Consider the following 22,047-nt stretch of genomic DNA (forward strand, 5'->3'; position numbering starts at 1 on the left):
GATGGCACAGGAGGGTCTCAGCCGGGCTGAGTTGATCGAGGCATCGGGCCTGGCTGCTGAGCAGGTGGATCTGGCCATCGATGCAGGGTTGGTGATCCCCGACGACTCCGGTCGATTCAAAGAGGACGCGGTAACCATGCTGCAAGCCGGTTCCGCCCTCGTGGCGGTCGGGGTGAGTGTGCCCGATTTGGCCGCGCTGGCTGTTCGCCACGCCCGCAACGTGGAGGCGGTGGTGGATGAGGCCGTGGATCTGTTCTTGGATGCCATGGGCACCGAAGAGCTGACCAGCAATGACTTGGAGAATCTGACTCCGCTGGTTGAGGCGCTCGTGCCTCAAGTGGTGGCGCTGGTAGGCGAGCACTTTCGCCGGACCCTGCTGAGCAGGGCGGCAGTCCGGTTGGCAGAGCGGGTGAAATGAAGCCTCTGGAGGAATTCGCCTCGTGGTCCGGCGACGACCGGATTTTTTGGCGGGCCCCGGGCGCCGACGCCATGGCCGGATTGGGAGCGGCGCGGGCTGTTGAGGTCGATGGTCGTTGGCGCTTTGAGGCGGCCGCCGCGGCCGCCGCTGAGCTGCTGGACGAGGGTGAGGTCGCCTTTGCCGGCTTCGGCTTCGCCGATCAGTCGGGAACAGGGGCGTGGGACGGATATCCGAGCGGGCGTTTGGTGATGCCGGAACGGATTGTTCGGGGTCCGGCACAAGGAACAGACCACACCGATGACGGCAACCCCTTGCGGGTAGAAGACGGAACCCGGGCCACCTATCGGGACGCGGTGAAGCAGGCCGCCGATGCCATCGATGCCGGGGAGCTGGCCAAGGTGGTGGTGGCCCGAGAGGTGGAGGCGGTTGGCAGCATCGACCCTGCGGTGGTGCTGTCTCGGCTGTCGGATCGCTTCGAGTCGTGTGCGATATTCGGCTTTGGCCGAGGCAGGTCGTGCTTTGTGGGTGCGAGCCCTGAAGTCTTGGCAGAGCTCAACGGCGATGTGGTCACCACCTACGCAGTGGCCGGCACCGCTCCTAGAGGGGCCACACCGGCCGACGACGCGGCCATCGCCGAGCGGTTGGCCACCGATCCCAAAGAGCAGGCCGAGCACCACTATGTCGTGGAATACCTGCGCACCCGCTTGGCCCTGGCTGGAGTGGACTTGGATCCCACCGGCGATACCGAGGTTCGGACCCTGCCCGGAATTCACCACCTGGCCACCACGGTTACTGGCCGGATCACCCCTGAGCCCGGCATGGCCCTGCGCCTGGCGGGTGCCCTGCACCCCACTCCAGCGGTGGGGGGCACTCCGACCACGTTCGCCCAGCAGTGGATCGCCGAACATGAGGGGCTTGACCGCGGGTGGTACGCCGGGCCAGTGGGATGGATTGACCACCGGGGCTGCGGCTCGTTCTATGTGGCGCTGCGCTCGGCGTTGATCGGCCCCAATGGGATGCGCTTATGTGCCGGGGCGGGCATCGTGGCCGGGTCCGACCCCGAACAGGAGCTGATAGAGACCGACGTCAAGTTCGCTGCTGTGCTGGATGTGGTGTCATGACCGACCTGGCCTACCGGGCCACCGGCAGGTTCTGGGCTGAGCTGGCGGCCTGCGGGATTGTCGACGTGGTGGTGTCGCCCGGGTCCCGGTCGACCCCCCTCGCGGTGACCGTCCGCAATCAGGAAGATTTGCGGGTCACCGTGCAGCTCGACGAGCGGGTGGCTGGATTCTGCGCCTTGGGGATGGCAAAAGCGTCGGGTCGCCCAGTTGCGGTGGTGTGCACGTCGGGGACTGCGGCGGCCAATCTCTTCCCGGCAGTGGTGGAGGCTCATCACAGCGGGGTGCCGCTGGTGGTTTGCACCGCCGACCGACCGCCGGAGCTGCGAGACGCCGGCGCCGGCCAGACCATCGATCAGGTGAAGCTCTACGGGGACCATGTCCGCTGGTACGCCGAGACTCCCTGCGACCTCGACGATTCCGACTATTTCGCCCGACTGGCCGTTCGGGCGGCCACCGCCGCTGGTGCCGGACCCAATCTGGGGCCGGTGCATCTCAATTGGCCGTTTCGCAAGCCGCTGGAACCCCAAGGTCCGATTCCCCGATTCGATGCATCCGTGGGCCAGCCAATTGCCCCGGTCCGGACACTTGTGGAAGCCGATGTGGACGCGGTGCGGCAATTGGCCGGTCGTCGGGGCTTGATCGTGTCGGGCGCATTGGATGTGGACGACGCCGGTGCCGCAGCCATAGTCGCCTTTGCCGAAGCGGCGGGGTGGCCGGTGGTGGCCGACGCCGGATCGCAGCTCCGGGGCCGGGGGCCAATGGTTCTGGACGGTGCGGAGTGGGTGCTGGGACGTACCGATCTGGCTCCCGACGTGCTGGTGCGCATCGGCGGTCCCCCCAGCAATCGGGCGATTATCGATTTCGTGGCGTCGTGCGGGGCGACCGATCGGCTATTGGTGGATCCCCGCCGCCGCTGGGAGGATCCGTCGTTCGGATGGACGGCTGCGCTGGCGTCCGATCCAATGGCTCTGCTGGGTGCGGCTGCTGGGCAGATGGCCTCGGCCGATAATGCCTGGGCGGTGAGTTGGATCGAAGCGGCTGCCGACGCGTGGGATCGGGTAGAGGCGGCTCTGGGACACGACGAATTGCTGGAGCCGCGGCTGGCTGCCACCTTGCTGCGGGCCCTGCCCCCAGAGGTGGCGCTGTATGCATCCAGCAGCATGCCGGTGCGGGACGTGACCTCGTTTTGGCCATCCGATGCCCAGCCGCGGCGAGTGCTGGTCAACCGGGGGGCCAACGGCATTGACGGGGTGATCTCATCGGCTTTGGGCGCAGCCTTGGCCATGGGCCAGCCCGTGGCCGCATTGGTGGGCGATGTGGCCCTGCTGCATGACATCGGGGGGCTGCTGGCCTCATCCCTGTCGGGGGCCGAACTCACCGTGGTGGTGCCCAACAACGACGGCGGCGGCATCTTCTCGCTGCTCCCGCTGGCCGACGGCGGACCCGACGTTCACTTCGAGGAGCTGTTCCACACCCCTCACGGCGTTTCACTGGGCGATCTGGCCAATGGACTGGGCATTCACTATCACCAGATCGAACAGGCCGATGAGCTGGCCGTTGCCATCGCCAAGGCTTCGGGAGTGACGGTGATCGAAGTCCCCATCGACCACGGGGCAGCTTTGAAGCAGCGCCAGCAGCTCTCTGATCTCACCGAATGAGCACAACGGCCACCGTGGTCCTGCACGGATTCACCGGATCGGCCGCGGCCATGACCCCGCTCACTAGCCGACTGCCCGACCCGGTGTTGGCTCTCGACCTTCCCGGCCACGGATTGGGGCCGGTCTCCGACAGTCCCAACGACTACACCATGGCCGCGGCGGTAGCCGGTGTGATTTCGGCAACCTCTCATCTGGGGCGGTTCGCCCTGGTGGGCTACTCGTTGGGCGGTCGGGTGGCGCTGCACTTCGCGCTGGCCCATCCCGACCGGGTGGGTTCGTTGGCTCTCATCGGTGTTCGAGCCGGGGTTGATGATCCTGACGAGCGGGCCGAGCGCATCGCCGCCGACGAGGCGCTGGCCGACCGGATCGAGTCAGAGGGCATCGAGTGGTTCGCCGACTTCTGGGCCGACCAACCGCTGTTTGCCACCCAGCGATCTCGCCTGTTGCCTGAACAGCAAGCTGAGATAAGAGCCCAGCGGCTGGCCTGCGATCCCCGGGGTCTGGCTCACAGCTTGCGGGGTTTGGGGGCCGGAGCGGTGGAGCCCATCGGATGCCGCCTGGGTGAGTTGTCCATACCCTGTGCGCTTATCGTCGGAGCCGACGACGCCAAGTTCGTCGACATTGCCCAAAAAATGGCCGCGGAAATTCCCCAAGCCGTTGTCTGCTTGATTCCCGACGCCGGCCACGCCACTCACCTGGAAGCTCCCGACCCGACCGCCGCTGCGGTGATCCAATGCGTGTCAAGCTAAGAGAAATCGTCCTAAAGCTGCGCCATCCGGTGATAACCAGCCGGGGAGCCATCACCCAAAGAGATGGCATGTTGGTGCAGGTATCCGACGGTGGTGTCACTGGCTGGGGCGAGGCGTTGCCCATGCCCGGATGGCCCGGCGCCGACTTGTCGGCAACTCGACGTGCGCTGGAGCAATGGGCAGCTGATCCCGACCCCGATGACTTGCCCGATGAGCGGTTCGCCCACGGTGCTGTGGAGTTGGCTCTTCTCGATTTAGAGGCCCGGCGCACGGGAAAGACCCAGGCCGAGGCGCTGGCTGACGTCCGGCCGGTGGCCGACCAGGTGGAATTGAACGCCTTGGTGAGTGACGCCCATACCGCGGTGGCCGCGGTGGCCGCCGGCTTCCGCACGGTGAAGCTGAAGGTGGGAGCGTCTGATTTGGAAGAGGATGTGGCTTCGGTAGCCGCGGTGCGCGGCGCCATCGGTGACGACACCCGATTGCGCCTCGACGCCAACGGAGCCTGGACCGCAGAGGAAGCGGTTGAAGCGCTGGCTCAGTTGGAGCAATACGCCATCGAGTACGTCGAAGAACCGGTGGCTGGCATGGATGCCCTGGCCCAAGTGGCGTCCCAATCGCCAATACCGGTGGCAGTGGACGAGAGTTTGGGCTCAGCCGAGACCCAGATCCCCGAATCAATTGCTGTAGTGGTGGTCAAGCCCATGGCCCTAGGCGGCCCCCGCACTGCCTACACCGCTGCCCACCGCTGGATCGGTCAGGGCCGCAAGGTGGTCGTCACCAACTTCTTCGACTCGGCCATCGGTCAGCACGCCGCCCTGAGTGTGGCCGCCGCCCTCCCCAGCCCCCCACAAGTCCACGGTGCCATCACTCCTGCCCTGTTCACCCATGATCTTGCCGACCTGCCGCCAATTGCCGATGGCCGCTGCCCCCTACCTACCAGTAGTCCAACTCCGCTGGTGTGACGGACCTCTAGGGCTCCCAGACCACGGTGTCGGAGTTGGCGTCGATGATGATGCGGTTGCCCAGGGGTTGGTTGAGGGTGATGTCAGCATTTTGCTGATGACCGGAACGCTGGCACTCCTCGGTGTTGACCAGGGCGTAGATGGTGATCTTGATTTGGGTGATGCCGTAGTCGACCTCGGAGTCGCTGAACTCCTCACACTCCGTGCCCCAGTAGCGAACGGTCAGGGTGCGGTCGTCGTCGGCCACCTCCACGTTGTTGATGATGCGGATCTCCCGGGGCGGCCCCTGGGGGAGCTCTTTGGTCTTGGTGGTGCAGCCCGCGGCCAGAAGCACCAAAGCCAAGACCAAGGCGATCCGGGGAATGCTCACGCTTGCTCGGCTCGGGCGGCCACTATTTCCACTGCTCGGCCAATGGATTCCCGGGCAAGTTTGTTCCAGGCCCTGGATACTTCGGAATCGGCGTCTTCGGTCCATCCCTGCCACGTGAGCAGCGTCCCATCGCCTCTGGGAGCCACTTCGGTAAGCGCCTCGTAATGATCTACTGGAGCGCCCGACACCATCCGGTAGCGCCGCTTGCGAGGGACCTCCAGTTCCACGCAGACCTCGTGTAGCTCATAGCCCTGGAGCTCGAACACAACTAGCGCTCCCGGTCCGTGCGGGGGCGGATTGCCGAGTCGGGCGTACGTGGGAGCATCTTCTGGGCCGCCTATCAACCCCAGCAAGGCAGCGAACACTGACTCCACAGAAGCGTCAACCTCTCGGTCGATCCGGTAATGCTCCCGGTGCTTCTCCACGATCAGATCATGCCATCCGGCGGGGTGGGGCAATACCGTCGGGATGTGGGACTCCGGCGGTCGCAGCTCGTGGTGGTGTGGTTGATCGGTGCGGCGGTGATTCTCCCCAACGCCACCATCGCCCCAGCCATCCCCGACATCGCCGACGCCTTCGGCATCTCCGATCAGACCTCGGTGTTCATTTTGATGACCGCTCATGCCCCCGGATTGTTCATGGCCTCGGTGATCGGGGTGGCCGCCGATCGCTACGGACGCCGCCGGATCATCGTCCCCTGCTTGCTGGTATTCGGCCTGGGCGGGTTGGTCATCATGGCCTCTACCAACCTGGCCATGCTGTTGACCTTCCGGTTCATCCAGGGGCTGGGCTCATCGGGGTTCTTGAGCCTGGCTCTGGTGATCATCGGGGACAACTACGAGGGGGTGGAGCGCACCCGGATCATCGGCCAGAACGCCTTGTCCATGAACTTGAGTGTGGCCTTGCTGCCCGCCGCCGGAGGCCTGCTCACCGAGTTGTTCGGCTGGCGGGGACCCTTCGCTCTGCACGCTTTCACCATCTTGCTTGCCTTGTTCGCGGCCACCCTGCTGCCTCCCGATGAGCGACGGACCCCCGAACCGCTGCGACATCAACTCCGCCAAGCTCGCCCCCACCTCATGCAGCGTGAAGTTGGAGTGCTGCTGCTAGTGGCGCCATTCACGTTCTTGGTTTTCTTCGCTGTGGGGATCACCACAATGCCCATCCATCTGGAGAACGAATTCGGAGCCTCGGCTGGGATCCGTGGCTTGATCCTGTCGCTGCCCGCGGTGACAGCCGGATTGATCGCGCTCAGCATGGGACGCATCGCCAGCCGTCATTCCATCTCGACGATGGTGCGGGCTGGCTACATCGGTTTCGTGATCTGCTTGACCGGTATGGCGCTGTCACCCTCGCTGGCGGTGATCATCGCCCCCGTACTGGTGTTGGGGGCCGCCGATCAGCTGGTGGTAGTCCCCCTACAAAGCCGGGCGGCCTCGCTGGCCCCTGAAGAGCATCGAGCCGTGATGGTGGCCGCCTGGGGTACCGCCATCCGCATCGGCCAGGTCAGCGGCCCCGCCGTCGTGGCCGGCTTGCTTGCCGTCGGCAACACCCGTCTTGTCCTGTGGGGTGCCGCCGCCCTCTCCGCCGCCATGCTCGTCTTCGTCACCCTCGTCCGCACCTACATCGACCGCGACCCCGCCTTCAGGTCAGCGCCAGGCTGAGTCGACTGTTTGCTCCAGAAAGGCGTAACCCCGGCCGTTTGCCGAAGCAGGGACGGTTCCGGGGTCTAGGCCAGCAATTTTATGAGGCGCTGAAGTCGGACACAACCATTTTTTTGCGTCTGAGCCGATAATCAGGCTGGTCTAGAGGCGAGTAGAACTGGGATGCGGGAAAGACCAGTCATCCAGGCGTGGGTGTCAAGGCACATCCATTGAGCTAGTTCGAAGATCATTGCGGCGTCATCTGCCAACGCACGGCGGTGGATGGGCTTGTGGTGGGCTACCCGGTTCCTGAGGAAATGGAGTGTCTTCATCCGGTATTGAACATCTTCCCTTAGTTGAGCTGCGTGGCCAGGTGAGGGGCTATTTGGGAACTGGGCCGCAAGAACAGGAACCCACATCGTGGTGTGGTAGCGCGGCGAGCAGAGGAACCTCCAGAATCCGAAGTTGAGTTCGGAAATCACTTCGCTATGGATGATCGCCCGCTTCCCGTGGTCAGTGGCTCTCTGTTTTGCCTTCCGTATGTCCCGGAGAGCGTTGCGTGAGTGCTTGCCGGGGAAGAGCGAGTGGTGGTCGTACCAAGGTTGAAGCGAGCCACGCGATGCGATCAGGGCGGTCAGAGCCTCGTCGAAGCGATTGCGAAGCACGACTTCAAGCCGTCCCAAGTCTTCAAGGAATGCAGCAGCGATCTGGGCATTCCAGGCGTAGAGATCGAGTGCTCGTTCCAAGTCGTTGTCGCTGTCGTCGAGATAGGAAGCCAGGCGATCTGGACCCAGGCGATGCAGGATGACTTCGCAATTGAACGTTGAAGAGGCTGGCATCGGCCGCTAACCTCACTTCTGAAAGCCCCGGAACCGTCCCTGCTTCGGCAAACGGCCGGGGTTACGTCTTGGTGGGGGGAAGTGAGGGCGACCGGGAAGTCGCAATGGCCACCGCCAGGCAGCCAATTGGAGGTTACCGGGTCTGAATGTGTTTTGGCGCGGCTAGCGCCCGACGGCGGGGCGGAAGGCGGTTACTACTTCAGCCAGGTAGTCGTGGGCGGCGGCGGGGTCGGAGGGGATGGCGAGGTGGGCCCGAAAGTCGGTGACGCCGGCCTCGGCTAGGGCGGGGACGCTGTCCATGGTGGCGGCCAGGTCGATGCCGTCGTCGGTGCGCACCAGAGGCAGGGTGCCCACCACGCCGATGCCGGACGGGTCGCGGTCGTAGCCGGCCACCATGTCGCGCATCTGGGCGATGTTGGCGGCCATGTCGCCGCCCATGTCGTCGCCCCAGGGGATCCAGCCGGCCCCGAATCGGGCCAGTCGGCGCATCGACCGGGCATTGAGCGTGCCGCTCACCCACACCGGCACTCCGCCGGGCTGAACCGGCTGGGGCTGCATGTAGATGCGGGAGAACTCGAGTCGATCGTCGCTGAAATCAGCCGGGCAGGAAGTCCACAGGGCTTGGCACACCGCCAGGGTGTGGTCGAGCTGGCGGCCCCTATCGGCGAAGTCCAAACCAGCGGCCTCGTACTCCTCGGCTTGCCAGCCCACGCCCACGCCCAAATCCACCCGGCCGCCGGTGAGCACGTCGAGGGTGGCCAGTTGCTTGGCCAGGATCACCGGACGGCGCAGCGCGGCCAGCAGGATGTTGTTGGCCAGTCGGAGGTTGCTTGTGATGGCCCCAACCACAGTTAGGAGAGTGGTGGGCTCCAGCCAGTGCCCGTCGGGACCGGTGGGCTGGCGGCCACCGGCCATGCCGCCCAGCTCAGCTCGACCGTAGGCCTCTAGGTTCTCACCGAACACCACGTGGTCGCTGACCACGATCTTGTCCACCCCGGCGTCGTCGGCCGCTTTGGCCAAATCCAAAGCGGGCTGCCAGCCCCCTGGACCGGGGTCGGCAGCGGCGAAGTTGCGGAGTTGGATCGAGAGCAGCGCAGTCATGGCGCCTTGCTTAGCCGATCAGCGACCCAAATGGCGCAGCGACCGTCAAGTGGGTGGATACGGCCACCCCCCTCCGGCCACTGCGCCATCGAGGCTGTTCAAACGCTCAGGCCCATCAGGCCTCGGCTAAGCGCCTATGAAGTCGAAGCAGAAACCATGCCTCTGTAGGATGCATGGGCCAACGTAAGGGTCCAGATCGCCAAGACGATGGCAGTGATGGCGCTGACCGCCATCCAGAAGTCGTTGGACTCCAGTGACGCGGCCATGAGGAGCAGCACTGCGGTCGCCAACATCACCAGTGAGGCGACGCCCTGTACGGCTCGGTGAAAGCCTCCGGGCAGCAGGCGAGTACCGCCTATGCCGGCAACCCCGATTGCTGCGTAGAGCACCGGCCAGAGGATCAAGACGGTTCCGAGCTTGACCGATTGCAGGGCCACTGCTATCTCCGTGCTATCGCCGCCGATGCCGTCGTTCAGCACTCTGACCGCCATATGGTCAAGCCCCTCGAGCAGGCCAAGGGCGAAGATGGAGAGCATTCCCAAAAGCGTCCCGCCGCGGACCATGTCTCCAACCAGGCCTTTGTCGGTCACAAAATGCCTAATGCTGTTGAGACCGGTGATGACGAACATCAGACCGAATGCATACAAGACTGCTGAGGTATGGGTGAGAACCTCGTTGTCGGCCATCGCCTGCACCAGGCCATCCACGTCGTTCCAGTCGGCTTTGTCGATGAGAATCCCTGGCTTCATCCCCCTGCCAACAGCGGATACCACCCCTCCGAAGAAGATGTACACGCCTCCGCGTTGTAGCGCACTCAAAGACGACAACATGTCATACCCCCGGTCTCTCCTGCCCGGCCCTGAGGGCCGGAACCCGCTCATATTGCCTACTCTGAAACTACATCTCATTCATTGAGAGAGCAAGGATGTTGGTTGTGGAAATCTTCGCTAAACGCTGGTCTTCTACTAGGACATTTCCAGCGGCCAAACTCATAGTGTGAGGCCAACGCTTGACGAGTTCGCTACCGAGGCTCGAGCGTTCTTGGACTTCAACGCTGAGCGGGCGGTGCGCGACGAGTTCACCTGGGGGATTGGTTCCGATGAGATCACCGTTTACGCCGAAAAGAGTGAGGCTGAAGAAGAGGCCGCGGTCAAGGCTGCCCAACAGTGGCGGGCCAAGATGTGGGAGGCGGGCCTCGGCTGGATCACCGGTCCGCCCGAGTATGGGGGTCGAGGCCTCGATTCGGTGTACGAGCGGGTTTATCTCGACTTGGAAGCCGGCTACCGTGTGCCGTCGCAGACCATGTTCGGCAGCTCTTTAGGAGTGGTGGCCCCCACGATCTTGGCCCACGGAACCGATTGGCTGAAGGAGCAGTATCTGGTCCGACTGCACCGGGGGGAGATCCTTGCCTGCCAACTGCTGAGCGAGCCAGGGGCGGGGTCAGATTTGGCCTCTCTCAGCACCCGAGCGACCGCTGACGGCGACGATTGGGTGGTCAACGGCCAGAAGGTTTGGAGCTCTCGGGCCCATTTCTCCGACATCGGCCTGCTGTTGGCCCGCACCGATCCCGATGTCCCCAAACATCAAGGCATCACCGCCTTCATCTATCCGATGGACACGCCGGGTACTGACGTTCGCCCTCTGCGGCAGATGACCGGCGGGGCGGAGTTCAACGAGGTCTTCTTCGATGATGCCCGCATCGGCGACCGCTACCGGGTGGGCGACGTCAACACCGGCTGGTCGGTGTTCCGAACCTCATTGCAATCGGAACGGGCCTCGATCGGATCGAGGGGAGCGGGCTACGGGGGCAGCGGCCTGATGGGGCTGGCCGCCCCCGAGAAGGTCGTGCAACTGGCTCAGCACTTCGGGCTGGCCGACGACCCGGTGGTGCGCCAAGACCTGGCCCGCCTCTACACCGGGTACCGACTGGTGGAGTGGAACGCCAACCGGCAGCCCCCGCTGGCGCCGGCCGCAACCAAGTACGCCGCTGCCCGACACATGAACTGGGCTTCGTCGATGATCGCCCGCCTGCTCGGCCCCCGAATCTGTGCCGACACCGGCGAGTGGGGCACCTACGCCTGGAAGCAATTGCTGCTGGGAGCGTGCGCTATTCGCATCGGCGGCGGCACCGATGAGGTAATGAAAAACGGTGTCGGAGAAGGTGTGCTCGGGTTGCCGAGAGAGCCACGTTAGGTTTCAGCCGCCTCCAAGGCTCCTCTATCAATCTTGGACATAGGGGTCATGGGGAAGGCGTCGGTGAGGCGGAGGTGCTCGGGGAGCTTGTAGTCGGCGATGTGCTGCTGGCCGAAGGTCCTCAGCTCTTCCAGGGTAGGAGGGTCGGCGGGGTCGGAGGGGATGACCACGGCCACCCCGACGGCGCCCAGCACCTCGTCGGGACGGGGCACCACGCACACGCCGGCCACCTTGGGGTGCCAGGCCAGTACCTTCTCGGCCTCGACCGGAAACACCACGTAGCCGCCTCGGTGGAAGCCCTCGCCCCGGCGGCCCACCAGTCGCAGGCAGCCGGTGTCGTCGATCCAGCCCTGGTCGCCGGTGTGGAGCCAGCCGCCCCGCAGTGCCTCGGCGGTGGCAACCGGATCGCGCCAGTACCCGGCCATCACGGTGGGGGACTGAAAGCACACTTCCCCGACAGTTCCGTCCGGCACTGCCTGATCGCTGTCGGGGTCCCGTACTTCAACCCTGATGCCGGACCGGGGCCGCCCCACGGTGTAGAGCATCTCCTCCATCGGGGCGTCGATCCAGGTGAACGTTCCAATGCCGCCGCCCTCGGTGCAGGCGTACCGCTGGGTCCAGTCGGCCCCGAACCGCTGGCGGGCCTCCTCGATTACATCGGGAGGAGACGGCGCTCCGCCAGTCACCACGAGTTTCACCGAGGAGAAGTCGTACTGGTCGAAATCGGGGTGGCGAAGCATGAGGGCGATCTGAGGCGCCACCCCGCCCACTGCGGGCATCCGGTAGCGGGACACGGCTTCTAGCACCGCAGTGGCGCTCCACTGATCGATCACATGGAGGGTGGTCCCCGCCGCGAACTGAGCGGGGATCTTTCCCATCACCCCTATGTGAGACATTTGGGTGTTCAAAGTGATGGGGCCGCCTTCTCCCCAGCCGTTCCCGGTGTCCACCACTGCGATGTCGGCCAGGATCTGGTTGGTGAACATGGCCCCTTTGGGCACGCCGGTGGTTCCCGAGGTGAACACCACCGCCACTGGGCGATCGCCGTCGGTAGGTAGCGGAGGCGGGGTCTCGCCGCGCTCTCGGAGGTCGGCGCACACCGAGCCGGGACCGTCGCCCAGCGCTACCTCGATGACGTCTATGTCAATCCCCATGCCCTCGGCCATGGCAGCAGTGGCAATGGCCCGGTCGGCCCCGGCCACCTCGTTCACCAGGACGGTGCGCTCGGAGGCGGGTAGGCGGCTGCTCACTCCAGCGGTGATGGCCCCCAGCTTGGCCAGCGCCCCATACAGCACGATGTAGTCCACCGACGACGGCACCAACAGGGCGACCACTTCACCGTGACTCACGCCCCGCCGGGCTAGGCCCACCGCCACCTCGTCGGTCAAACGATCGAAATGGGCAAAGCTGACCGGCCAACCCTCCTCCGCCATCAGGGCCGCACGGTCGGAAAACCGCGTTCCCGACGCCCTGATGGTCTCGGCCCACATCTCCTGAGTGTGCCATTTCGGGATGACTGAGTACCCACGTTGCAGGGGGAATACGGTTGGCGGGTCCGAAGAGCAAGGAGCGTGTCCATGGGCGAGTTTGTGCGAATTGAAGCCGGTGCGGCAGAAGGGGTGGCCACCCTGCGGCTGGACCGTCCCAAAGTCAACGCTTTGAACGCCCAGGTCCTGGCCGAACTTCATCAGGCCGCCGACGAGCTGGCTGGGCGCACCGACATCCGGGCCGTGGTGATCTGGGGTGGGCCGAAAGTGTTCGCCGCTGGTGCTGACATCAACGAATTCTCCGGGATGGACGCCGATGGGGCCCGCGACCTAGGCCAGAGGATCAATGCTGCGTTCCGAGCTCTTGAGTCACTTCCCCAAATCACCATCTGCGCCATCAACGGCTATGCCCTCGGCGGAGGGTGCGAGTTGGCCATGGCGGCCGAGTTCCGTCTGGTGGGTGAGAGCGCGGTGCTGGGTCAGCCGGAGATTCTGCTGGGGCTCATCCCCGGAGGGGGCGGTACCCAGCGGCTGAGTCGCCTGGTGGGCATCACCAAGGCCAAGGAGCTGATCTACAGCGGCCGCAATGTAAAGGCCGATGAGGCGGTGGCCATCGGATTGGCGTCGGCCGTCTATCCCGACGACGAGGTGTACGACGAGGCGGTGAAGCTGGCCACCCGCTACGCCTCAGGTCCCGCGGCGACAGCCCTGGCCAAGCAAGCCATCCTCGACGGCTACTTCCTGTCGCTCGATGAAGCCCTCGAAGTGGAGGTGGATGCCTTCGCCGCCTGCTTCGACACCCAAGACGCCCACACCGGCGTGGCCAGCTTCCTCGAAAACGGCCCGGGCAAAGCCGAATTCACCGGCTCGTAGAAGTCGCTACACCACTGAGTTGGAGTCGGGAACGGCCAGGGCCTTTTCTTCAGGGGGTGTGGGGCCGAAGCGGCGCCAGAGCCAGCCCAGAGTGGCGCCAACCACAATCATCAAGATGCCGATAAGGGCCATGTCCATCAGCCGGCCGCTCAAATCGTCCAGCAGGGCCTCGTGGATCGACTGGGCAGCCCTCACGGTGTCGGAGTTGTCGATCAACACCGCCAACAGCGCCCGGGAGCCGTAGATCCCCACCCCCAAGATGCCGGCCATGGCCACAATGCCAGTGCCAATGCTCCAGATCACCCGAGTGCGGGACGGCGAAATCAGCAGCGCCCCAATGCCGCACAGCAAGATCAGGGTGATGGTGGAGGACCGGCGGTCTTGTAGCTGGCCGAGGAACTCCCAGAACCGGTCTCCCGGCTCGGCGCGCTGGAGCACGGTCACCACTCCAGCGTCGAAAGGCGGCGGCACGTTGCTCAGAAAGGACAGCTCCTCGTTGGACGAGATCTGGTCCAGCATCTGATTGAAGATCGGCCCCAGATCAACTTGTACAGATCGGACGGGCGGATTGGCCACCAACGTGCCGCCCTCCACGGCCAATACGTCATTGTGGGCTGCTCGCACGGCCCGCTCCAAGAGCCGGTCGTTGGCCTCGTTGGCCAGCAGCTCTCCCACCACTGGGGGGATCTCCTGCTGGATGGTCTGCTCGGCACCGGCCGAGCCAGCCGGGGTCACCGGCAGATCGGCCATTTCCACGGTGGTGGCGATGAACGACGCCGCCACCACCTTGTGGACGTCCTCGTCGTCGAAGATCCCAGCGAGCTCTTCGGCAAAGCGGTCTTCGTCGTAGATCACCACTTCGGCGTAGGTCGTGAGCGCGGAGAACCCGGAGCCGAACACCACGATCAACAGCAGCAACACGGCTACCGCCTCGCGCACCGTTCGGGAGGTGACACTGCGCCAAGAGCGCACAAGCTGTTGGAAGTAGTCCTCCACCGTGTTCAGTCTGCCTGATTCTGAATCCCGCCTAACGGCGGGGGTGGCTTAGCGCCCTATCCGAACAGCGGGCTGACAGAGGCAACCTCATACTTCTTGCCGTCCATACCGGTGATGCCCAATTCGTTGATGGCTGCTCCGAAGGCGGCGATGTGGGGGGCGGTGAAATGGGCGCCGAGTGCCTCTTCGCTCTCCCAAATCTCGAAGAAGCGAACCTTTCCGGGCGCTTCCACCGAGAAGCAGTATTCGATGTTGCCGTCCTCAGCCCGGGACGCGGCGGCCATCTCATTGGCGGCCGCCATGAACGCCTCGGTGTTTTCGGGGGGAAGGGAGCCGGTGCCGGCGATGACGATCATGGGATCTCCTCAGAGTGACAATGAGCGGTCACAGCGTAGCCAGGGGGACAGAGGGGTTTGTGATCGGGTTGCTATCCGAACAGAGGGCTGACCGAGGAGATCTCGTACTTCTTGCCATCCATACCAGCCATGCCCAGCTCGCCGACTGCGGCTTGGAATGCGCCGAAATGGGGTGCGGCGAATTGGGCCATCATGGCTTCCTCGGTCTCCCAGATCTCCAGGAATCGGAACTCTCCGGGCGCTTGTATCGAGATGCAATAGTCGATGTTGCCTTCCAGAGTCCGAGATGCGGCTGAGATATCTGCGGCGGCGGCCATGAAGGCCTCGCTGTTCTCGGCGGGAACGGAAACAGATCCGGCGACGACGATCATGAAAAATCCTCACAGTGCGATGGGCGGCCTCAGCGTAGCCATGAGGAGGCTGGATCGTGCGGTCAGACAATCGTCACCTAGAGTGACGATTGGATGCTTCCATTTGACCCCATCGGCGAAGCCCGGCGTAACTGGGAGGCCAACGAGTGGCAGGCCATCGACGCCATGTCGGCGGCCACTTCGATTACCCGCGCCCACCAGCTGGTGATCGGACGCATAAACGAGGCCCTAGCCCCGTTCGACCTGACATTCTCCCGGTTTGAGGCGCTGGCGCTGCTCCACTTCTCCCGGCGCGGCTCGCTGCCCCTGGGCAAGATGGGCAACCGGCTGATGGTCCACCCCACCAGCGTCACCAACGCCATCGACCGCTTGGAGCGAGACGGGCTGGTTCGTCGGGTGCCCCACTCCGAAGACCGCCGCACCGTTCTGGCCGAGATCACCGATGAGGGGCGCCGAGTGGTGGCCAAAGCGGCCGATGCTCTGGCTGACATCGAGTTCGGCCTGGCTGGATTGTCGGCCGAGACCCTGGGAGCACTGGACGACGCCATTCGCACCCTGCGTCGAGACGCCGGAGACTTCGCCGAATAGCACCGTTATGGCCGCATGGGACATACGCCCGCTGACCTCCGACATCGGGGCCGAGATCCACGGGGTGGATCTCCGTGAAGAGCTCGACGACGACACGGTGGCCGCCATCCGTCAGGCCCTGCTCGACCATCTGGTGGTGTTCTTTCGGGACCAGCCCGTCACCCCAGATCAGCACTTGGCCTTTGCCGAGCGGTTCGGACCCATAAACGTGGCGCCGTTCGGACCAAAGCTGGATACCCATCCGGCCATCACGGTGCTCGATCAGGTCGCCCCAGTGGGAGGATTGGCCGCCCGCTGGCACAGCGACAACACCTACATGCCCAACCCGCCGCTGGGCTCCGTCCTCCGGGCGGTGGAGATGCCCGACATTGGCGGCGACACCTGCTTCGCCAACATGTACAAGGCCTACGAGCACCTGTCAGAGCCGATGCGGGAGTTGGTCGACGGGCTGGAGGCGGCCCACGACCTGACCTACACCCTCTCTCGGGCCATCGACGAGGGTCTGGCCAAGGAGCACTTGGACATGATGCAAGCCGAGTACCCGGAATTGATACGCCCGGTGGTGCGGGTCCATCCCGAGACTGGGCGGCGGGCCCTGTTCGTGAACAGCAACTTCACCACCCGCCTCGTCGGGGTGACCGAGGCCGAGAGCGATGTGCTGCTGGCGTTCTTGTTGAACCACGTGCGCTCCCCCGAATTCCAGTGCCGCTTCCGCTGGGCCGCGGATTCCATTGCCTTCTGGGACAACCGGGCCGTGCAGCACTTCGCCGTTCCCGACTACACCGAGCGCCGCCTGATGCATCGGGTCACGGTGGAGGAGTGGGACTAGCGGTCAGACGGTGAAGGCGCCGTCGATGTCGAGCTTTTGGCCGCTGATGTAGTTGGCGGCGTCGGAGGCCAGAAAACACGCGGCCTCGGCGATGTCCACCGCCTTGCCGAAGCGGCCGAGGGGGATGTTGGTGCGGGCCACCTCCAGAGCCCGATCGTCCAAATCGCCGTCGGCTATGAGCCGGGCGGCCATGCCGTCTTCGAGCATGCCCGGCCCTACGCAGTTGGCCCTGATTCCGAAGCGGCCCTCTTCGACGGCCACCGCCCGCATAAGCGACTCCACCGCCCCCTTGGGTATCGACGACAGGGCGTCTCGTTTGGGGAAGACGGTGGTGGCCGCGGTGGTTACATACACGATGCTGCCTCCCGAGGGTCGCAGATGGGGGAGCGCAGCCACGGTCAGGTTGAAAGCGCCGATCACATCAGCCTCAATCTGATAGGCGAACAGGTCGGGGTCGGTCTGCGATATGTACATCTGGGGCACGTGGGGCCCGGCTGCGCTTACCACGGTGTGCAATCCACCCAGCCGCTCGGCAGCCTCGTCGGCGAACTCCCTCATTGCGTCGGCATCCTCCAACGCGGGATTTCCTATGTGGGCGTCCACGCCCGCGGATCGCACCTCGTCGGCCACCTCCTCGGCGGCCTCTGCATTGGACCGGTAGGTGAATGCCACCGGACTGCCCCGCTGGGCCAACATCACGGAGATGGCCGCGCCGATTCCGCCGCTGCCCCCCGTGACCAGCGCCCCGCCAGTCCGGCCAGAGAAATCACTCATAGCCCGCAACCCTATGTCTGAGTGTCGTGTGGTGGGCTAGTTCCAGGTCACGTCCAATGGCAGGTGCTCGTGGCGACGGATAAACATGCTCTTCTCCCACTGGGGCGGGTCGTCAGCGGCCAAACCGAACCAGCTGGTGTCCTCCAGGAGCCGCTGGAGCGAGCAGTAGGTCTCCAGTCGGGCCAGCGGTGCACCCACGCAGTGGTGGATGCCCCGGCCGAAGGCCAGGTGGCTGCGGGGGAGGCGGCGGTCCAGCACCACCTCGTCGGGCCGGTCGTGCTCGGCAGGGTCGCGGTTGGCCGACGACCACAGCAAGAAAGCGGTGGTGCCGGCCTTCAGGCTCACGCCTCCCAGCTCGCAATCGCGCTTGACCTGGCGGTAGTGGCCCCGGAACGGCGACTCCAGCCGCACAGCCTCCTCGATGAAGTTGTCGATGAGTCCGTGGTCGGCCCGGATCTGTTCTTGGAGGCCGGGATCATCGGCCAGCATCCGCACCGCGTTTCCGATGAGCGAAGCCGTGGACTCGCCGCCGGCACCGAGAAGCACCGTGAGGGTGCCGATGGCTTCTCCCCTGCTTATGTCGTCGTTGGCCATCGCCTTGGCGCACACCCCCATCAGGTCGTCGCCCGGGTCTTCACAGGCCTCGGCGAGCTTGGTGTACAAGAAGCGGCTCGCACCGGAGTTTTCCTGGGAGATGGCGTTCATTTTCTCCCGAGTGTGGAAGCCGGCCAACAGCTGCCCGCCGTGGAGAGCCCACTTCATCACATCGGGCCAGTCTTCGTCCGGCAGCCCGATCAACCGCCCGATGACCCGGGCGGGAACGGGATGAGCCACGGTGTTGGCCCACTCCACTCGGTTGCCCTGCGAACGGGCGGCCGCGAACTGCTCGTCGATGAAGGCCTCAATCTCGGGTCGCATGGCCTCCATGCGGCGAGCCACCAGCTCGGGGAACACCACGCTGCGATGCATGGTGTGCTCGGGCGGGTCGGCGGTGGCCAGGGTGGTGGTGCCCTCCCCGAACTCGTCGGTGCGGAACAGAAAAGGGCTGCCGTCTTCGCCGGTGGCCACCAACACGTCGAGGTGGTTGGAGAAGTCTTCGATCCGGCGCAGGGCGTCCACGATGAGGTCATGGGTGGCCACGAAGGCCATGTCGAGTCCCGGTACCAGCCACACCGGATGTTCCTGGCGAAGCCGCTCGAAGAACGGGTAGGGATTGGCCCAGACTTCAGGATTGATGACCGTCTGAGCTTCCAACGGAACAGTGGATGCCGCCGCAGTGGTCATGGCAAATACTGGCACAAGAGCGGAGGGGGCATCAGTTCGCCTCGGCTGATTGCCTGCCAATTTGGGAGAGTAAGTCCATGACCGATTTCTTCTATGAGCAGGACGCTGATCTCAGCGCTCTGGCCGGCCAGCAGGTGGCGGTGGTTGGCTATGGCAACCAGGGCAGGCCGTGGGCGCTCAACATGCGGGATTCGGGATTGTCGGTGTCGGTGCATGTGCGGGCCGATGAGACCCGGGAGCAGGCCATCGACGATGGATTCGATGCCGGGGACATCGCCGATGCCTCGTCGGCCGACGTCATCTGCGTGCTGATTCCCGACGACTCCATTCCCAGTCTGGGACTGTCTCCGAGACCGGAAGCACTCACCATCGTGGCCAGCGGCTACACCCTGGCCTTCGACCGTTTCAACCCTGATGGTGATATCGCTATGGTCGCTCCCCGGATGCTGGGACCCGAAGTGCGGCGCTGCTACGAGGAGGGGGTTGGCTTCATCACTGCGGTGGGGGTGCACTGCGATGCCACCGGCACCGCCCAGGATCGGATGCTGGCCGTGGCCCGGGCCATTGGCGGCCTGCGCCAGGGGGCCATAGCCATGACCCCCTATCAAGAGGCGGTGCTCGACTTGGCGGTGGAGCAGCTGCTGTCTCCGGTTCTCACCCACGTGAATGTCAACTTCGTGATGGTGCTGCTGGAGTTGGGCATTCCTCTGGAGGCCATCACCACCGAGCTGTTTTATTCCGGAGAGGTGGAGCGCAACTATCGCCTGCTGCGGGAGATCGGCTTTGTGGCCCAGCTCGACCACCACTCCCCGGCCAGCCAGTATGGCCAGCTGTCCCGGCGGGGCCGATTCGATCACGTGGACGTGGCCACCACCATGCGGGAGCTGATCGAGGACATCACCTCGGGCCGCTTCGCCGACGAGTGGGACGCCGAGGCGGCTACCGGTGCGCCCACGTTGGCCGAGCTGCGCGACCAGCACGCCGGAGAGCTGATCAAGGCTGTGGAGGCCGACCTGCGGGCCAAGTTGGGGCCGAGCGCCAGCCCAGCGACCTAGTAGCTAAGTCAGCGGGGGCAGGTCGCCGAAGTCGATGGTGAAGGGCATGTCCGGCTCGGGCTCGTCGTCTTCCTGCTGGATCTCCACCCGAGTTTTCTCCGGCTCCAAGATCTCGCCCAGCGCAACCATGGCCGCCCCCAAAGCGGAGCCGCCCGCGGAGCCGGTGACTTTGCGGATCACCCCATCTGGCGGCTGGTAGTCCCGGGGATCAGACCACTGGAACTCCAGATCCTCGGTCTCCTCCGGCTCTGGCATCTGTCCAGTTTACCGCTCTAGGCGGTGGCCGCCTCAGGGAGGGCGCCGCTGAGAATCTCATAGGCCACCCGCTCTGACTTGAATCGGGCCCGGCCGCCGGTGAGCGACCGGAGTTCGATGGCATAGCGCACGAGTTCCGCCTCAGGGACGATGGCGTGGATGACCTGCTCTCCCCATGGCCCGGCGTCGGTGCCCTGCACCTGACCCCGGCGGGACGACAAATCGCCCATCACATCGCCCTGGTATTCGGGGGCCACGGTGATCTCCACTCGAGCCATGGGCTCCAGCACCACCGGGTTGGCCTGGGCGAATGCGGCGCTGAATGCCAGCTTTCCAGCCATGTTGAAGCTGAACTCCGATGAGTCCACCGAGTGGTGCTTGCCGTCGTAAACCGTGGCCTTGACGTCCACTATGGGGAAGCCCAACTCCCCGCCGTCGGCCATGGCGTCGCGGATGCCCGCCTCTACCGCAGGAATGTACGACCGGGGAATCGCGCCTCCGCTGATGGCATCTACGAACTCGAAGCCGCTGCCTCGGGGAAGCGGCTCGATGCGCACGTAGGCCACCCCGAACTGGCCGTGGCCACCGGACTGCTTCTTGTGCTTGCCCTCGGCGTCCCCGTTGCCGGTGACGGTCTGGCGATAGGGGACCCGCAAGTCTTCGGTCTCCACTTCGATGCCCATGCGATCCAGGCGGGCTATGGCCAGACGTAGGTGGGCTTCGCCCAAGCCCCAAAGCAGGGTCTGGCGGGTTTCCTCGCTGCGCTCCAGTTGCAGAGACGGGTCTTCGTCGGTAAGCCGCCTCAAGCCGGTGCCCAGCTTGTCCTCTGCGGCCCGCGTCTTGGGCAATATCCCGTAGGCCAGCACCGGCTCGGGCCACGGTTCGAGCTGCACTACCGCCCGTCCGGCGTTGGTTAAGGTGTCGCCGGTACGGGTCTGCTGAAGCTTGGTCACTCCTCCGATGTCGCCTGCGGAGATGACGTCGATGTCTTCTTGCGTCCCGCCCACCAGGTTGACCAGCCCCCGGAGCCTTTCACCGTTGCCGGTGGTGGAGTTGGTGAGATTGTCGTCTCGACGAATGGTGCCCGAGAGCACTCGGAACAGCGAGATCTGGCCCACATAGTCGTCGCTGATGGTCTTGAACACGCAGGCGAGCTGGTCGCCCTCAGGATCGCAGGCCGGCTCGGAGTCGATGTCGCTCATGGTGACGGTCATGGCCCGAGAGTTGGGGGGAGGACCGATCTCCACCAGGAAGTTGGCCAGGCGGTCGACGGCGATGGGTCCGGTGGCCGAACCGCACACCACGGGGAAGACCGAACCGTCGGCCACACCCCGCCCGAGCACTACTTCAAGCTCAGACGGGCTGGGGACATTGCCGTCCAAGTATTGCTCCAGCATGTCGTCGTCGGCCACCACAATTCCCTCGACCAGTTGCTCGCGGACCTCGGCCTCCTGATCTTCCATCTCGGCGGGGATCTGGGATTCTTCTGCGGAACCGCTGTCGTAGATGTAGGCCTTGTCGGTGAGGAGATCGGCGATCCCGTGGAATTCCGGGCCGGTGCCGATGGGCAGCTCCAGAGGGGCGACGCCGGCGCCGAACGCGTCTTGCAACTCGGTGAGGACGCTTTCGAAGCTGGCATGCTCCCGGTCGAGCTTGTTCACGAACACGATGCGGGGGAGGCCAGCGTCGGCCGCTTGGTGCCAGATGGAGGTGGCGCGGTGGTCCACCCCGCTGGACGCATCGATCACGAACACCAAGAGGTCGGCCACCTGGAGGGATGCGTGGAGTTCGCCGGCATAGTCGGGTGCCCCGGGGGTGTCGAGCAGGTTGATCTTGTGTCCGTGCCACTCAAAGCTGGCCAAGGCCAGCGACTGGCTGTGGGTGGCGTTCTTCTCCTCGGGGCTGAAGTCGCACACGGTGGATCCGTCCTCCACCCGACCCGTGCGGTCGATGACGCCCGCCCGATACAGCAGCGCCTCAGCCAGCGTGGTCTTTCCCGATCCTTGCGAGCCCACCAGCGCGACGTTGCGAATCTTCTCCGGTGCGACAGCCATCAACTTCCCCCTCTGGGTTCTGGGTTCATTCCGCGGTAGCCGCTGAGCCTACTTCCCGACCCGCTGCCAAGTCC

At 64.9% G+C, this 22,047-nt stretch carries 24 protein-coding genes; 11 read left to right on the plus strand and 13 right to left on the minus strand.

The annotated features are described in order from the left end of the window. Nucleotide 1 precedes the first annotated feature (1 nt). From ACOGXH_RS02145 to menC, 5 genes are read left to right on the plus strand one after another with little or no spacing between them, the layout of a single operon-like run. A complete protein-coding gene (locus ACOGXH_RS02145) occupies nucleotides 2-418 on the plus strand; it encodes a hypothetical protein (protein ID WP_419927469.1) in 417 nt (138 codons plus the stop codon). Then, nucleotides 415-1,539, plus strand: coding sequence for an isochorismate synthase (locus tag ACOGXH_RS02150; RefSeq protein WP_419927470.1), 1,125 nt, complete (start codon nucleotides 415-417; stop codon nucleotides 1,537-1,539). Before ACOGXH_RS02145 ends, ACOGXH_RS02150 begins: the two co-directional genes overlap by 4 nt. Further along, the gene (menD, locus tag ACOGXH_RS02155; RefSeq protein WP_419927471.1) at nucleotides 1,536-3,197 is read left to right on the plus strand and encodes a 2-succinyl-5-enolpyruvyl-6-hydroxy-3-cyclohexene-1-carboxylic-acid synthase; all 1,662 of its coding nucleotides are present in this window, start codon (nucleotides 1,536-1,538) and stop codon (nucleotides 3,195-3,197) included. The genes ACOGXH_RS02150 and menD overlap by 4 nt, the downstream gene beginning before the upstream one ends. Next, on the plus strand, nucleotides 3,194-3,946 hold the full coding sequence (menH, locus tag ACOGXH_RS02160; protein WP_419927472.1) for a 2-succinyl-6-hydroxy-2,4-cyclohexadiene-1-carboxylate synthase: 753 nt from the start codon (nucleotides 3,194-3,196) through the stop codon (nucleotides 3,944-3,946). The genes menD and menH overlap by 4 nt, the downstream gene beginning before the upstream one ends. Further along, complete coding sequence (menC, locus tag ACOGXH_RS02165; protein WP_419927473.1) at nucleotides 3,931-4,908, plus strand: o-succinylbenzoate synthase; 978 nt, start codon at nucleotides 3,931-3,933, stop codon at nucleotides 4,906-4,908. Before menH ends, menC begins: the two co-directional genes overlap by 16 nt. Nucleotides 4,909-4,915: 7 nt before the next feature. Here the strand turns inward: menC and ACOGXH_RS02170 are convergent, their stop codons facing one another. Continuing rightward, complete coding sequence (locus tag ACOGXH_RS02170; RefSeq protein ID WP_419927474.1) at nucleotides 4,916-5,278, minus strand: hypothetical protein; 363 nt, start codon at nucleotides 5,276-5,278, stop codon at nucleotides 4,916-4,918. Beyond that, on the minus strand, nucleotides 5,275-5,703 hold the full coding sequence (locus ACOGXH_RS02175; RefSeq protein WP_419927475.1) for an SRPBCC family protein: 429 nt from the start codon (nucleotides 5,701-5,703) through the stop codon (nucleotides 5,275-5,277). The genes ACOGXH_RS02170 and ACOGXH_RS02175 overlap by 4 nt, the downstream gene beginning before the upstream one ends. Nucleotides 5,704-5,748: 45 nt before the next feature. On the opposite strand from ACOGXH_RS02175, the gene ACOGXH_RS02180 reads away from it, so the two are divergent. Next, the gene (locus tag ACOGXH_RS02180; protein WP_419927476.1) at nucleotides 5,749-6,939 is read left to right on the plus strand and encodes an MFS transporter; all 1,191 of its coding nucleotides are present in this window, start codon (nucleotides 5,749-5,751) and stop codon (nucleotides 6,937-6,939) included. A gap of 131 nt (nucleotides 6,940-7,070) precedes the next feature. On the opposite strand, the gene ACOGXH_RS02185 is transcribed toward ACOGXH_RS02180, so the two are convergent. The 3 genes from ACOGXH_RS02185 to ACOGXH_RS02195 form a co-directional block, all read right to left on the minus strand. Next, nucleotides 7,071-7,757 (minus strand): hypothetical protein, encoded by a 687-nt coding sequence (locus tag ACOGXH_RS02185; RefSeq protein WP_419927477.1) that lies wholly within the window; start codon nucleotides 7,755-7,757, stop codon nucleotides 7,071-7,073. 162 nt (nucleotides 7,758-7,919) lie between these two features. After that, complete coding sequence (locus tag ACOGXH_RS02190; protein ID WP_419927478.1) at nucleotides 7,920-8,858, minus strand: TIGR03619 family F420-dependent LLM class oxidoreductase; 939 nt, start codon at nucleotides 8,856-8,858, stop codon at nucleotides 7,920-7,922. A 134-nt stretch (nucleotides 8,859-8,992) separates the two neighbouring features. Next, nucleotides 8,993-9,607, minus strand: coding sequence for a hypothetical protein (locus ACOGXH_RS02195; protein WP_419927479.1), 615 nt, complete (start codon nucleotides 9,605-9,607; stop codon nucleotides 8,993-8,995). Nucleotides 9,608-9,854: 247 nt separating this feature from the next. On the opposite strand from ACOGXH_RS02195, the gene ACOGXH_RS02200 reads away from it, so the two are divergent. Further along, nucleotides 9,855-11,051 carry an acyl-CoA dehydrogenase family protein gene (locus ACOGXH_RS02200; protein ID WP_419927480.1) on the plus strand — a complete coding sequence of 399 codons (1,197 nt, stop codon included), beginning with the start codon at nucleotides 9,855-9,857 and terminating at the stop codon, nucleotides 11,049-11,051. On the opposite strand, the gene ACOGXH_RS02205 is transcribed toward ACOGXH_RS02200, so the two are convergent. Continuing rightward, on the minus strand, nucleotides 11,048-12,541 hold the full coding sequence (locus ACOGXH_RS02205) for a class I adenylate-forming enzyme family protein (protein ID WP_419927481.1): 1,494 nt from the start codon (nucleotides 12,539-12,541) through the stop codon (nucleotides 11,048-11,050). The two genes, ACOGXH_RS02200 and ACOGXH_RS02205, sit on opposite strands and share 4 nt — an antisense overlap. A gap of 87 nt (nucleotides 12,542-12,628) precedes the next feature. Here ACOGXH_RS02205 and ACOGXH_RS02210 point away from each other — a divergent pair, with 87 nt between their 5' ends. After that, complete coding sequence (locus ACOGXH_RS02210; RefSeq protein ID WP_419927482.1) at nucleotides 12,629-13,411, plus strand: enoyl-CoA hydratase/isomerase family protein; 783 nt, start codon at nucleotides 12,629-12,631, stop codon at nucleotides 13,409-13,411. A 6-nt stretch (nucleotides 13,412-13,417) separates the two neighbouring features. Here ACOGXH_RS02210 and ACOGXH_RS02215 read toward each other — a convergent pair whose 3' ends face one another. From ACOGXH_RS02215 to ACOGXH_RS02225, 3 genes are all read right to left on the minus strand, one after another. Then, the gene (locus tag ACOGXH_RS02215) at nucleotides 13,418-14,407 is read right to left on the minus strand and encodes a hypothetical protein (RefSeq protein WP_419927483.1); all 990 of its coding nucleotides are present in this window, start codon (nucleotides 14,405-14,407) and stop codon (nucleotides 13,418-13,420) included. 56 nt (nucleotides 14,408-14,463) lie between these two features. After that, nucleotides 14,464-14,763, minus strand: coding sequence for a putative quinol monooxygenase (locus ACOGXH_RS02220; RefSeq protein ID WP_419927484.1), 300 nt, complete (start codon nucleotides 14,761-14,763; stop codon nucleotides 14,464-14,466). Between the two features lie 71 nt (nucleotides 14,764-14,834). Further along, entirely contained in the window at nucleotides 14,835-15,134 is a 300-nt protein-coding gene (locus ACOGXH_RS02225; protein ID WP_419927485.1) for a putative quinol monooxygenase, read from the minus strand. A gap of 93 nt (nucleotides 15,135-15,227) precedes the next feature. On the opposite strand from ACOGXH_RS02225, the gene ACOGXH_RS02230 reads away from it, so the two are divergent. Together ACOGXH_RS02230 and ACOGXH_RS02235 are read left to right on the plus strand one after the other, a co-directional pair. Continuing rightward, nucleotides 15,228-15,722 (plus strand): MarR family winged helix-turn-helix transcriptional regulator, encoded by a 495-nt coding sequence (locus ACOGXH_RS02230; protein WP_419927486.1) that lies wholly within the window; start codon nucleotides 15,228-15,230, stop codon nucleotides 15,720-15,722. Between the two features lie 7 nt (nucleotides 15,723-15,729). Beyond that, nucleotides 15,730-16,551, plus strand: a complete 822-nt coding sequence (locus ACOGXH_RS02235; protein WP_419927487.1) for a TauD/TfdA dioxygenase family protein — start codon at nucleotides 15,730-15,732, stop codon at nucleotides 16,549-16,551. A 3-nt stretch (nucleotides 16,552-16,554) separates the two neighbouring features. On the opposite strand, the gene ACOGXH_RS02240 is transcribed toward ACOGXH_RS02235, so the two are convergent. After that, complete coding sequence (locus ACOGXH_RS02240; protein WP_419927488.1) at nucleotides 16,555-17,325, minus strand: SDR family NAD(P)-dependent oxidoreductase; 771 nt, start codon at nucleotides 17,323-17,325, stop codon at nucleotides 16,555-16,557. A gap of 36 nt (nucleotides 17,326-17,361) precedes the next feature. After that, nucleotides 17,362-18,609: a cytochrome P450 gene (locus ACOGXH_RS02245; protein ID WP_419927489.1), complete on the minus strand. Its 1,248-nt coding sequence runs from the start codon at nucleotides 18,607-18,609 to the stop codon at nucleotides 17,362-17,364. A gap of 77 nt (nucleotides 18,610-18,686) precedes the next feature. On the opposite strand from ACOGXH_RS02245, the gene ACOGXH_RS02250 reads away from it, so the two are divergent. After that, nucleotides 18,687-19,664: an NAD(P)-binding domain-containing protein gene (locus ACOGXH_RS02250; protein WP_419927490.1), complete on the plus strand. Its 978-nt coding sequence runs from the start codon at nucleotides 18,687-18,689 to the stop codon at nucleotides 19,662-19,664. Between the two features lie 3 nt (nucleotides 19,665-19,667). Here the strand turns inward: ACOGXH_RS02250 and ACOGXH_RS02255 are convergent, their stop codons facing one another. Both ACOGXH_RS02255 and fusA read right to left on the minus strand, forming a co-directional pair. Beyond that, nucleotides 19,668-19,919, minus strand: a complete 252-nt coding sequence (locus ACOGXH_RS02255) for a hypothetical protein (protein ID WP_419927491.1) — start codon at nucleotides 19,917-19,919, stop codon at nucleotides 19,668-19,670. Between the two features lie 17 nt (nucleotides 19,920-19,936). Beyond that, nucleotides 19,937-21,973, minus strand: coding sequence for an elongation factor G (gene fusA / locus ACOGXH_RS02260; RefSeq protein WP_419927492.1), 2,037 nt, complete (start codon nucleotides 21,971-21,973; stop codon nucleotides 19,937-19,939). Between the last annotated feature and the right edge of the window lie 74 nt (nucleotides 21,974-22,047).

Source organism: Candidatus Poriferisocius sp. (genome assembly GCF_965208355.1).
GTDB lineage: Bacteria > Actinomycetota > Acidimicrobiia > Acidimicrobiales > Bin134 > Poriferisocius.